Source organism: Colwellia sp. C1TZA3 (assembly GCF_007954265.1).
Lineage (GTDB): Bacteria > Pseudomonadota > Gammaproteobacteria > Enterobacterales > Alteromonadaceae > Cognaticolwellia.
The window spans coordinates 20,190-33,920 of sequence record NZ_VOLS01000003.1 but is presented as its reverse complement, the minus strand read 5'-3'; the positions used below and the strand labels follow the sequence as shown (position 1 = coordinate 33,920).

The 13,731-nt window shown below is 37.2% G+C and carries 9 protein-coding genes; 1 reads left to right on the top strand and 8 read right to left on the bottom strand.

Translation table 11 applies throughout. From position 1 onward, the window contains the following. Positions 1–19: 19 nt before the first annotated feature. Positions 20–1,132, top strand: a complete 1,113-nt coding sequence (locus ESZ39_RS01665; protein ID WP_223270197.1) for a glycoside hydrolase family 16 protein — start codon at positions 20–22, stop codon at positions 1,130–1,132. Positions 1,133–1,497: 365 nt separating this feature from the next. Here the strand turns inward: ESZ39_RS01665 and ESZ39_RS01660 are convergent, their stop codons facing one another. The 8 genes from ESZ39_RS01660 to ESZ39_RS01625 form a co-directional block, all read right to left on the bottom strand. Next, positions 1,498–2,211: a DUF6445 family protein gene (locus ESZ39_RS01660; RefSeq protein WP_146878058.1), complete on the bottom strand. Its 714-nt coding sequence runs from the start codon at positions 2,209–2,211 to the stop codon at positions 1,498–1,500. Positions 2,212–2,284: 73 nt separating this feature from the next. Continuing rightward, a complete protein-coding gene (locus tag ESZ39_RS01655; RefSeq protein ID WP_146878057.1) occupies positions 2,285–3,781 on the bottom strand; it encodes a tryptophan halogenase family protein in 1,497 nt (498 codons plus the stop codon). A gap of 51 nt (positions 3,782–3,832) precedes the next feature. Next, positions 3,833–4,849, bottom strand: a complete 1,017-nt coding sequence (locus tag ESZ39_RS01650; protein WP_146878056.1) for a cupin-like domain-containing protein — start codon at positions 4,847–4,849, stop codon at positions 3,833–3,835. 33 nt (positions 4,850–4,882) lie between these two features. Beyond that, positions 4,883–5,611: a SapC family protein gene (locus tag ESZ39_RS01645; RefSeq protein WP_146878055.1), complete on the bottom strand. Its 729-nt coding sequence runs from the start codon at positions 5,609–5,611 to the stop codon at positions 4,883–4,885. A gap of 59 nt (positions 5,612–5,670) precedes the next feature. Next, the gene (locus ESZ39_RS01640) at positions 5,671–7,224 is read right to left on the bottom strand and encodes a tryptophan halogenase family protein (RefSeq protein WP_146878054.1); all 1,554 of its coding nucleotides are present in this window, start codon (positions 7,222–7,224) and stop codon (positions 5,671–5,673) included. Positions 7,225–7,477: 253 nt separating this feature from the next. Continuing rightward, positions 7,478–10,456, bottom strand: coding sequence for a TonB-dependent receptor (locus ESZ39_RS01635; RefSeq protein ID WP_146878053.1), 2,979 nt, complete (start codon positions 10,454–10,456; stop codon positions 7,478–7,480). A gap of 310 nt (positions 10,457–10,766) precedes the next feature. After that, positions 10,767–12,095: a glycoside-pentoside-hexuronide (GPH):cation symporter gene (locus ESZ39_RS01630; RefSeq protein ID WP_146878052.1), complete on the bottom strand. Its 1,329-nt coding sequence runs from the start codon at positions 12,093–12,095 to the stop codon at positions 10,767–10,769. A 174-nt stretch (positions 12,096–12,269) separates the two neighbouring features. Then, complete coding sequence (locus tag ESZ39_RS01625) at positions 12,270–13,622, bottom strand: GH1 family beta-glucosidase (protein WP_191321681.1); 1,353 nt, start codon at positions 13,620–13,622, stop codon at positions 12,270–12,272. Positions 13,623–13,731 lie beyond the last annotated feature (109 nt).

Genomic DNA, 13,731 nt, shown 5'->3' with positions numbered 1-13,731 from the left:
ATATAACGAGGCCTGTTCTATGCAGCATTTAAAACTACTACTTATAGTATATTCAATGACTTTAATCGGCTGTGGTGGTGGATCTGGTAATAATACAGCTAATATACCAACCACGCCAGCGATAGAAATACCTTCTGATAATACGACTGAAGAGCGTAAAGACCCAGTAGTTACTTCTTTAGTGAATGAGCAATGGCAGTTAATTTGGCAAGATGAATTTAATGATAACAAGATTGATTTAAACAAATGGAGTTTCGAGGTCAATTGCTTTGGCGGCGGTAATGAAGAACAACAATGTTATACCGAGCGAGAAAGTAACGCCTTTATTGAACAAGGTATCTTGAAAATAGTAGCATTAAAAGAAAATTTTACCGGTCCTGCGGCTCACGATGATGACACTACTTATAACCTTAAAAATACCCGCACTCTACCTTATACATCAGCAAGGTTACGCACTAAAAATAAAGGTGATTGGACCTTTGGACGCTTTGAAATTAGCGCTAAATTACCACAAGGACAAGGTACTTGGCCGGCTATTTGGATGTTACCAACTGACTGGGCTTATGGTGGATGGGCGGGCTCAGGTGAAATAGACATTATGGAAGCGGTGAACTTAAAGACACCATCAGATGAAAATGGCGCGACCTCAGGGCAAGAAGAGTCACGTGTACATGGCACACTGCATTACGGACGTGCATGGCCTGAAAATGTTTATTCAGGTAAAGGTTTCCACTTACCTAATGGCGTAAACCCTGCAAATGGTTTCCATGAATACGCCATTGAATGGCAAGCTGGTGAGATTCGTTGGTATGTCGACGATATTCATTTTGCTACACAGCGCGATACAGGTTGGTATAGCCAATATATGAATGATGATGGTTTATTAATGAACGGTGCAGGTAGTGCACCTTTTGATCAAAAATTTCATTTATTATTAAATTTTGCTGTTGGTGGCAATTGGCCTGCCTCAGTTAACAACAAGAGCATCGATGAGAGCGTGTTTCCACAATCATTAGAAATAGATTATGTTCGAGTGTATGAATGTTCAGTATCGCCACTTACCGGTGCTGGCTGTGAAACAACAGGTGATGACGCCATTTTAGTGCCAGGTAAGCAAGCACCTGCATTGTAATTTAAATAGAGTACTTTTCAACCTGAAATCGCTGCTAACTAATACCAATTTGATTAATTAAGTGATCACCTTTTTCATGAGGAAAAATGGATAAATACAAGGCATAAAATTTAGTCAGTAGTTATTCTACTTATAAATTTTATAACGCTGTAGTTATTCATTTTAACCATTAAAAATGAGCAGGTAATTAATCAACTTGGTATAATATCTTCATGATGCTAGTTAGCATTTTTTATTAACTGACTATTTAATGCATCGTCATAGCAAGATTAACCGCTGTTTTAACGTGATTAGGCGATTGAATAAATTTTTGTCTAATACCTTTGAGCAGATAAATATTGCTCATATCACTATTGTTTTTCAAGTTATTTAAACTCTATAAAAATATTTGCTGTGAGCCGACCTGTTTTGGGGTTTGGGTCTATATCTTTTTCTGGGGATACGATGATCGAATGAAGTAATTGGCCAGGATAAATTACTAAACGATTGGGTTTATAGGCAATTTGTTGATATAACTCAAAATGCTCATTTGAACGAATACAATATGTTTGAGGTGACTCGCCATTATCATCGATAAAGCGTTGAGCAGAAGTTAAATAAGTTTCAACATTATGCGCTTCAATTTTGTCTAAGCCCGTAGGTTTGTGACGAAATAAGCCGGTATTGCCGTGATTGTCATTATTTAGGTAATGCAAAACAGCAAAGTAAAATGGCCGACTGGTGTCAAAATGAGGCATGCGCTGCAGTAAGCTTAACTTAGTTGCTGCTGTAGTGATCAAAGAAAAATAAGCTTCTTGAGGTTTTAGTTGCAAGGGTTGAGGAATGTTATAGATATGGCAAATATCTTGATAAATCGCTTGTAGTACATTGATGATATAGTCTTTAGGTAAAGGCGCTCTTATGCCTGGGTAATAAGTGTTATCAAGCGCTTTAAATTCAGCATGAGAACAAGCGTGAGCAATAATATCATGGGTATCAATAGCAAAGTTATCAATAACGATCACCGGTGTTTTATCAACACCGACGGTCATTATCTCAAGCTTAATATTACGATTTATTTGTATACCTAAGTCATTCATCTTTTATATCATAAAACAGAGCAATTAACGGGCAAAGCATAAACTCTGCCGGAATATTTTATTTTTCAATTAGTTATGTCGTAGTAGATTTACAATAATGATTTATAAAATCGTTATTGTCAGGCCAGTTATCTACTTTGCGTTTTACAGCTGATTTTATATTATTTAAAAAGCTAGTTAATTCTTCATCGCTCATCAAATCTACAATAGGATGATATTGCTCAGGCATTAACCCTTGTCCCATCATCACTTGGATCCAAGAAGTTTCACCAAATAACTCTTCTGCTTTTTTAAATACCTGGCCACTTTCCTTAAACAACGACATACGATGTTTTAAGGTCTCAGGAATTTCCATATTTTTGCAATAGCGCCAAAATGGTGAATCTGTGCGCTCTGTTAGATGATAATGAAGAATAATAAAATCTTTAATGTTGTCGACTTCAGTTCTAGCTTGGCTATTAAATTCATCAACATCAGATTGATTAATACCCTGAGAAGGAAACATTTGTAGTAATCGCACAATGGCTTTTTGAAATAAATGGATACCGGTTGACTCCAATGGTTCGATGAAACCAGAAGATAAGCCAATAGCAACACAGTTTTTATTCCAATGTTTACGGCGTGTGCCGGTTTTATATTTGATCACACGTGGTTCGTTAAGTAATTCACCTTGAACATTCGCTAAAAGTGTTTGCTTAGCTTCTTCATCTGTCATGTATTTACTACAAAAGACTAAACCATTACCCGTGCGGTTTTGCAGCGGTATTTGCCATTGCCAACCAGAGTCCCTGGCGATAGCGCGGGTATATGGAACAGGTTTTCTCACCATTTTAGTTTGTACCGCGACAGCACTGTCACAGGGTAAGATATGACTCCAATCTTCATAGCCTGTGTTGAGTGCTCCTTCGATTAATAGCCCTTGAAAGCCAGTACAGTCTATGAAGAGATCACCCTCAATAATTTTATCTGATGCTAAAGTAATTGAGCTTATATAGCCGGTTTCTTTATTTAAGTTGACCTGTGATATCTTACCTTCAATGCGTGTTGTGCGATGTTTTTCAGCGAGATTTCTTAAAAACTTAGCATAGAGCCCGGCATCAAGGTGATAAGCATGGTTTAACTCTTGATTGGCTAAAACCGCAAATTTTCCAGCTCGTGCGCCCAAATGTTCAGGAACATAATCACCAATCTCAGAAACAAGGCCTTTAGCACGGCCTTTTAGCCAAAAATGTTGAAAACCAGCTGCCCAGCATCCTTGACCTAGAAAACCAAAGGAATGTATGTAATCTTTACTTATATCGCGCCAGTTTTCAAAAGAAATACCCAGCTTAAAGGTGGCATTGGTTGCCGCCATAAACTCTTGTTCATTAATTCCTAATAGTTGGTGAAAAATATGTAAGGTAGGAATCGTTGCTTCACCAACGCCAACGGTAGGAATTTCGTCTGATTCTATTAAAACAACATCTATGCCTTTACCCATTAATTTTGAGAGTGCTGCTGCTGTCATCCAACCAGCAGTACCACCACCAGCAATAACAACTTTTTTAATTTTTTTGTTTTGTGTTTTCAAAATAAAACCTTATTAATTAACTTTAGTAGGATGATTTTTTGTACTTAGTTACTATCGTTTTAATTTATTCAGTAAATCTGCGCGTATTTGTTTCGCTAATAATTCATCAAGGGGTTTTGACAATCGCCCTTGAGCAGCAGTAGGAATATGAGAAAAATCTTCTTGGTCATGCTCAAAGATATAATAGTTAAATTGCGCTTGCCATGCTTTTCGCTGTGCTAAGGGTAAGTCTTTTAAGCTTAACATTGCCAACATGAGGGCATTGTTAGGACGGCCCATAAATGCAGGGCTATCACGCCACCAATGGGTTACTAGCACGTTAAATGCAGTTAAACTTTCAACATGATGCCACCACATACTAGGTAAGAATAGGGCATCGCCAGCTTCCAATTCGGCCACTTGTGCCGAGGCTAAGGCTTGTTTAAACTTTGGATATTTAACAAAATCGGGGTGGTCAAAATCCACTAAACTAATTTCTTGTCCGCCGGGAGCAAATTCCATCGGGCCAACGTACAAATTTTCAAGCTGCTCTGGCGGGAACAAAGTAAATTTACGACGACCCACCACACAACAAGCTAAATTATTAGGGAAATCAAAATGTGCAGCTATTTTGCTTTTATTGCCTAGCCATATACTGGTTAACGGTTTTAAATGGTCGATGGCGGCATTGTTTTCTTCATTATAACCGGGTAAGCAATGGTTAATTTCAGTCGAACCCATATACATTGTCGGTGGTTGCGGATCATCAAGATGTTCAAGTAACTTATTAAATATTTGATTAAGATTGGCTTTTGAACTGTTAAAATTAAAACCGGTCATATTTTCGTTATAAAAAACACGGCCATTATTTTTAGGCTCACCATAATAGGCAGTTATAGGCGCATTGGTATAAAATTTTCTTAAGTAATCAGCAGCCGATTGTGGCGAGATTTTACCCGCAATAACCATAGGCCAACTGCTGCCAAAATTTTTCAAAATCACTGGCTCAGTAGAAGACAAGACAAATTCTGGAATATTGCCTGGCTGGCAATGGTGAATTTCTTTTACTTTATGATTAATTGTTAACACCTAATAACCCTATTTAGCTCTGCATTACTGGTTCTACAAACCCAATTGTTCATTTTTTTTATTCATTAACGTGCGCACATTTGATTGCGAAGCTATCGTCATATAGATGGCTTGTAAATATCCCAGCTCATGTAGTTTAGCCAAAATATCCGGGGTTAACGTTTTTAATTTATCTTCATTAATAGTATAAAAACCAACCATTTGGTTTTGGCTTTTATCGTTTAATGTCATATCTAGCGAGAAAGGCTCTAACAAGTCATGTTCAATGAGTAAGTTTATAAATAACTTACTGTCAATGAGGCCATGATGCATAGTCTCGAGCATATCTGCGGCGTTATCTAAATAAGAGGTATTGCCACCAAACTCTAAGAATAGGGCTTCGCCTTTCTCTTGGTTCACTCTCGGGTGTTCAAGATCGATATGTAACACTCTTTGTTCTTTTTCTTCGCCGTCTTCTACAACTTTTTGGACACCAATTAAGAATGGCTGTCTTGCTATGCTTAATGGAATGTAAGGTGTTTGCCAGCCATTTTTTGATAGAAATAAGTTTTCATTTTCTTGAAAACCAAATAACGCAACAGCATAAAACTGACCAGTACTCGAGTCTTTATTAAAAAATATTGGGTAATAGGCTTGAACGCTTCTAAATTCAGTTGGGAAAGTTAGAGTAAACCAAACATTGTCGCCATATTTTTCTTCACGTTCGGTAATAACTTTCAAATTTTGATGCTCGGTACTATTTAGTAATACGTGATTTGCCATTTTCATTCCAAATTATGTTGTTTACTGATGTGTGGCTAGATTTTTAAGCGTTGGTATCGCTATATTTTTGGTAAGCCATATTTTTTAATTTTATTAATTAATTCACGATTTGTTGGCAAGGCAGATAATAGTTGTTTTGTTCGTTGTACATTTTCATTGAACAAAGCGTCTGCTTTTGCTGATTGGTCAGTTCTTTTTTTATGTGAAGCTTGGGTAACAAAGCCCATACCATATAAAACGAATTGAAAACTTGCTGGCGGAAACATTTCTTCAGTATGAATTGCATCATATTTATATGGCGCTTGATATTGCCATAAGGCTAATTGTTCTTGTAAGCTTTCTGGGATGTGTGTTGCATTTTTATTATCACACCAATAATCTGAATCTGTTCTTTTATTTAAAACGTAATGCAATTTAAGAAAATCAATGATGTTGTCCCAACGATGTAAAAACTTGCTATTAAAGCGCTTAGCAACAATGTCCATTGCTTGGCGATTTAAAGGCAGTTGCTCACTGATCATTTTAGCCGAGAGCTCTACTAAAGCTAATGCTGATGCCTCTAAAGGCTCAATAAAACCAGCAGACATACCTACGGCCACGCAGTTTTTATGCCAAAACTTTTCTCTGTGTCCGGGATTCAGTACTATTTTTCGAATCGTTGCAGCGTTGGCTGACTTTTTCCCCATTAAAGGAGTAATGTACTCTATTAACTCTTCCTCAGCTTTTGTATCGCTAATATGAGCACTGGAGTAGGTGTAACCGACACCACGGCGTGAAGGTAAACCTATATCCCAAATCCAACCAGCAGTTTGAGCGGTTGATGAGGTAAAAGAAGCAATAGGACTATTTTCATTTTCATGAGGAACATGAACCGCTAAAGCAGAGTCATTAAATAAAATATGTTTTTTACTAATAAAAGGTATGTTGTAGTGTTTAGCTAATAAAATTGATGCTGAGCCTGTACAGTCAATAAATAGATCAGCAGAGATATCACCATGTTTTGTGGTGGTAATTGAGGCTATATCTTCATTCTTTGCTGAGTTGATTTTACTGACATGATCAATAATATGTTTAACATGTAATTTTTCAGTACAGTGTTTGCGTAAAAACCGACCAAATTTAGCTGAATCTAAATGATAACCATAATTGGCTGCAAATGAATATTCAGCGGTGGTTATTTGTTTTGGCGCTAAACCATGAGCACCTAAGTGACTTTGTTCACAAACAGCATCGGCAAAACTGATTTTATCTCGAAATGGTTGCCAATAGGGTGATAGGTTTATCTCATTAAAGCCATGCGGCAAGGTAAAAGGATGATAATAGCATTCATCAGTATTTGTTATCCAATTAGTAAATTTTGACCCTTGTTTAAAGCTAGCATCACATTCAATGAGAAATTCGGTTTCTGAAATGCCCATTTTTTTCAAGGTACCACGCATTGACGGCCAAGTGCCTTCTCCAACACCCATAGTGGCAACATCTGCGGATTCAATTAGGGTGATTTCGATACCCGAATCTTGACCAGTGGCGTGTTCTGCAGCAATTATTCCAGCGGTCAGCCAGCCAGCTGAGCCACCACCAACAATCACAATTTTCTTTAATGGCTTATTCATAAATTTACTTAAAATTAAAATATTTACAAAAAACATAAGGACATATTTCAAATAAAACTATATCGCGCTTTCTTTAGCCAATCTAGTCCTGATTAACGATTAACCGCGTGAAAATATTTATTTAATACCGATGTTTTTTGTAATAATTCTATTTTTACATCATATATAAAGAGGCCACATAAAATATCAAATACATTATCGAATAATTTATACGGCCTTTGATTTACTGTCTTATAAGCTCAATAAAGGGCTATTAGAATGTATAGCGAGCACCTAAAGAGTAGCGTGCACCTTGTTGAATTGAATCTAATACTTGTCGTTCATCACGTCCGCTAGTACGAGCATTTTCTTCAGTAATGTTGATAGCATTGAAGAAAACAGTTAATCCTTCTGCTTGTGGTACATCGTAACTTACGGTCATATCAACTTGAGCATATTCTTCAATATAACGTGGCCCAGGACCTGCGCCACCATCTTGTACAAGCGCTACTAAGAATTTATCACGCCAGTTGTAAGCAATACGTATTGATAAACCATCTTTTTCGTAGAACCCCACAACGTTAGCTGAATCACTAATACCTAATTCAGCCGCTTGAGCGCCAATATTAAAGTCATCATGTTCATTGTCAGTATTTGTTTTAGTGTAATTAATAATACCACCAAAGCCGCTATCGCCGAATAAATGTTGTACGGCAAACTCAATACCGTCATAGCCAGTTTTTTCAGTTAAATTTATCGGGGTACTAATACCAAAATTCATTAGGTTATCAGTCGCAGCATTACCTAAAATAATAATGTTGCCACCTTCCATAAATACGTGTTCTGGATCTGTTTCGCTATAAGTATCAAAGATGTATTGACGTTGTGCTAAACCATCATTGCCTACAGCAGCACGTGCCTCTTCCGTATAAGGACCGTCAGCAGGGTTAACAATACCTGTGGTAGTATTTACAGTGTCTACTAATATATCGTTTTTTACGTCTTTAGTGAAATAGCCTAATGAAACGTAACTACCTTCGCCATAATACCATTCTGCTGAAAAATCGATGTTTTCAGATTCAAGTGGTAATAAACCAGCGTTACCGGTAGAACCTATACCACCACCCACACGAGCACCAGGATTTAACAATGTACCACCAATCATATTGGTATATTGAGGACGGCCAATAGTTTCACTGTAAGCTGCGCGAAGAATAACATCATCAGTAACTTCTAAATTAAAGTTAATGCTGGGTAGCAAATGATCATAGCTTGCTTCTTGTGTACCGTAAATAACATTACCAGAGCTTAATAGTGATACTTCACTGGTACCTTCCCAGCGGGGCTCATTAGTAAATTCTGGCACTGAAGAAGTTGAAGTAACGTCTGTTTCTTCATAACGTATACCAAAATGAACATCAAATGGCATAGTACCAATTTCACCTTCGTAGTTATACTGGAAGTAAACTGAAGTCATTTCTTCTTTAGTATATTGGTCAGTTTGTGAAGCGTAGTCGCTTGATGGACAAAATGAATTACCACAATCACCTAAAGCAGATGCCTGCACACCTAATACATCGACAGCACGTTGTCTAACGCCATTAAAATCAAAAGCGAAATAATTCTCTAAAATTTCCACATCGCCATTATAGCCTTCAAAGTTACCACCGCTTAGGTTGTCAAATTGGTCACTAATGCTTTTACGTGGGAATAATGACTCATCGAATGAACCCGCAGTACCTTCACCACCCCAGTTATTTCGTTGAACATTTTTTTCTCTATGTCGGCTTTCAGAACTGGTCAATGATAGGCCAAAATCTATGCTACCGGCTTCTTCAAGAATATAATTACCATGCAGTTGAGTTTGTGTAATATCAGCACGGTTTTTGATATTGATAAAAGAACTACCTGTTACAATCATGTCTGAGGCTTGAACTGCATTACCGCCAGTAACAGATAGTACTGGAATATCGCCCGTATAGTCAGTGGCAGAAGCGGTACGAACAAAGGCAGCCATACCGATAGTGTTACCTGAACCTAAAGGACTATTTGGATCGCTTTGAGCTGACGAGTCGTGATGATCTAATCTTAGCTCTAAGCTGTTGTTTACTTGCCATTCTATATTTAAGCCAAGCGATTTAGTTTCATCTTTAATACTAGAGTCACCACCGCCCATCGCAAGATCGGTAGGGTTATTTGGATCAAAAGTTTCAGAATAAACAGCAGGAGAACTTATCGGGCCATCTGTCCAGATATTTTCGCTTGGTCCAAAATTATACCATACTGAAATGTCGTTAAATTGTGTGTCATTTTCTTTTTTTACATAGGTGTAATCAAGTGTCGCCGTGATGTCATCTGTTGGGCTATATTGCAGTACTAATTGTGCATTACTTCTTTTACGCTGTTGCTCTTCAAATTTGTAAATAGTATTTTGTGGTACTGAATAAATATCATCGTCGCCTGGGCGATTAGTTTGGCTATCATCTCTTCCTACACCACCCCATGCGGCATTAGAGCCACCCCAGTCGTTGTCCTGGACACCTGAAAAACTTCGCCAAAAAGCTGTTTTACCTTGCTGACTGCCACTTTCACGCTCTGAATAACTGCCTGATATCGAAACACCAAATTTACCATCATCAAATGTATTTGAATACAAGCCCGAAAATTGTGGCGTAGTAGAACCTTCTTTGGTTGTATTGTCTTTTAATGCTTCTGCGCTAAATACTGCTTGTTCGCCAGGATTATCAAGCGGGCGATGGGTAGTAATATTGATTGTTGCGCCAATACCACCGGTAGGAACGTCGGCTTTTGAGGTTTTGTATACCTGGACACCGCTAACACCTTCAGCAGCAAGGTTAGAGAAATCAAACGAACGATCACCGGTAGTAGTGGGAAGTTGACGACCATTAAGCGTTACTAAGTTACGTTCAGGACCAAAACCACGAGCGGTGACTTTACTGCCTTCACCGTTTGATCTTTCTATAGAAATACCGGTAATACGTTGTAACGATTCAGCTAAGTTACTGTCTGGAAATTTACCAATGTCTTCGGCGTTAATAGCATCAACGATACCACTAGCGGAGCGCTTCATATCCATTGACTTAACCATACTGCTACGGATACCCGTAACTTCGATCACTTCAGTTTTATCTTTTATAACTTCTTCAGCAGCAAAAACCGGCGTTATTGCCGTTACGCCTAAAATTATAGATAAACTTGTAGCAAGTTGAGTTTTTTTAAAAGTTGAATTCATCGTGTATTTCCCCGAGGTATTTCATATTATGATGATTATATTTTTGGAAGCGCTTCCAGTTCAATTTAAAAAAACATACTTCAATCAGGAAGCGCTTCCACAATTTAAAATATTTTACTAATAAGGTCAACAGTATTTTAATAAATAAAGTTAACTATTTTAGAGCTTTTACTCGTTAAATTTAAGTTCAAATATTGTTTAGTTGCTAAATTTAACGTGTATTTATTTATTTGATAGAGGCGACTTTAATTCGCTAATAAGGCGCTAGCTATATCATTTTTAGGCTAGCGGTTTACATTCTTTAAATGAACTAACTTGATGTTTTTTTTAAAGACTGGTGAATAAACTGCACTTTTTTTGCATCAAGTATGTACCAGCGCATTACCCAGGCAACTAATATCGAACCTATAGCAGGAAAAATAGTAAAAGCAGCTAAGATGCCTTGTTGCGTGTTAGTGCTTTGTTCTACATCAGCTTGGTAACCATAATATGCTAATAACCAACCCGCTAATGCACCGCCAATAGCAACGCCAAGTTTGATGAAAAAAACGATAGCTGAATAAACCATGCCCGTTATTCTAACGCCAGTTTTGTAGTGGCCATAATCGATAGTATCAGCCATTTTCGCCCAAAGTAAGGGGGTTGCCATTTGTAGGAAAAAACTCCAAAGAAAAAATAAAGTAAACGCCATAAATATTTGTTCACTGTCAACAAAATAACTGATAATACAAATAAAAGCAGCGATTGATTGTAAGCTAATATAGGCTTTAATTTTACATACTTTTTTAGATAGTGGTAGCGCTAGTGCGCACCCTAAAATGCTACCTATCATTCCTAAAGTCATAAACAAAGTGATCAGGTCAGCGCGACCTAAATAATACTTCACATAATAAACCGCCAGTGTGCCGCGCAGTACTTGACCACTTAACAGCAATAATCCAGCTAAGCAAAGAATTCGCCATTGATCATTCTTCCATAAGGCAGACAAATCTTCTTTAAAGGTTGAGTTTTGATCTTTTGGTGGGCTGACTCTTTCTTTAGTACCGGCAAAACAAAGCAGAAAAAGAATTAAGCCTAGTAAGCTCATTGCTATCATAGTGTACTGATAGCCTTGTGCTTTATCTCCAGCACCAAACCATTCGACTAATGGCATAGTGCCTGCGGCAACAATTAGGCCGCCTAACATACCAAAAACAAATCGATATGATTGCACTGATACGCGTTCTTGAGGGTCAGCGGTAAGCACACCACCTAGCGCTGAATAAGGAATGTTTATGGCGGTATAAGCGATCATTAACAAAGTATAAGTAGCAAATGCGTAAACAATTTTACCATTTTCAGACAAATCAAATGTGGTAAAAGCCAAAATACTGATCAGGCAAAAAGGCAGGGCTAGCCATAACAAATAAGGCCTGAATTGTCCCCACTTAGTTTTCGTTCTATCGGCCATTGCCCCCATTAAGGGATCTGTGATCGCATCAAATATTCTAACAACAAGAAAAAGAGTGCCAACGAGTGCCGGAGAAAGACCAACAACATCGGTATAATAAATAAGTAAAAACATCATCACCGTTTGGAAGATGATATTACTGGCCGTGTCGCCCAAACCGTAAGCTATTTTTTCTTTAATTTGTAGCATGTAAATCTCTTTTTTTTAAAGTTAATATTCTTCTTATTTTATATACAATGACACTTTAAATTGTTCAATTATATTCAAAAGATAGTTTAAAACACTTAAAACAGCGTTATTGGTATCATATGGAGACAACATTTCTTTTAATGATAGTTGTGTTTAAAGTATTTTATTTTTCAATTAACTATTTGATAAAATATTGTTTTTTCGTTGATTGATTAAATCACGATAGGCGTAACCACTGGCTTTTATTGTTCTTTCTTGGCTTTGATAATCAACATAAACAATACCAAATCTTTTTAAATAGCCTTCAGCCCATTCAAAATTATCCATCAAGCTCCAAGCAAAGTAACCTCTGATATCGACACCTGCTTCAATGGCTGTATTTACCGCGTTAAGGTGGCTTTGGTAATAAGCGACTCGGTGAGCATCTTCTACTTTGCCGTCTTTGATGCTGTCAGGCATCGCTGCGCCATTTTCAGTGATATAAATGGGAGGTAAGGTGTATTTGGCATTTAAAGAAATCAATAAATCAGAAAAACCTGTTGGATATATTTCCCAACCCATATCTGTTAAAGCAACATCTTTGAGGGAAATTTGAGTGAATATTTCACTTTCATCAGCTTGATATATTGCACGTGTATAATAATTAATACCTAAAAAATCAACAGATTCTGCAATGATGTCCATATCACCTGTAATAATATCAGGATGTTGCGATAATGGCAGTTGTGAAAGTATTTTTGGATATTGAGCATCAAAAATAGGCTTGATATACCATTGATTAAAATAATCATCGGCGAACTGAGCTGCTGCTATATCAGCTGAATTTTCAGAAGCAGGGTAGCAAGGGGTAAAATTAAGTACGATGCCATTAAGTGTGTTTGGGCTTAATTTTTTAAGTGATTTCATTGCTAAACCATGCGCAAGCAAAAGGTGATGAGCCGCCTTTTTACCGAACTCTTTACCTTTAATACCCGGTGCATGAATGCCAATTTCATAGCCTAAATAAGCGCTACAGAAAGGCTCATTTAATGTTGCATAAGAATGCACTCTATTGCCAAATGCTTTAATAACTATTTCGGTATATTTTTGAAATTCGTAAGCTGTTTCTCTGTTTAACCAACCACCTTTATCTTCAAGGTGTTGAGGTAAATCCCAGTGATAAAGCGTAACAAAGGATTTAATGTTTTTTTCAACTAATTTATCTAACAAGGCAATATAAAATGTGACACCTGCTTCATTGATACTGCCATCTTCATTAATAATCCTTCCCCATGAAATAGATAAACGATAAGCATCAACGCCGAGAGATTCAATCATCTCAATGTCTTGAGGCCATCTATGGTAATGATCACAGGCAATGTCTCCATTTGAACCATCAACAATACTGTTTTCTAAAGAGCAAAATGTATCCCAGATACAGGGCAATCGTTGGTTGATACCTCCCTCGATTTGGAATGAGGCAGTAGCAACGCCATAAATAAAATCTGTTGAATTCATTTTTGAGTTATAAGGTAAAGTCAATTTCATAGTTATTTATTCTTAGTGATTTATTGTTAGTGGTTTTAGTTAGCGTCAATGATTTTAGAGCTTTCAGCTTTTTTACAGCATCTGGAAGCGCTTTCAATTTAGCTCTATT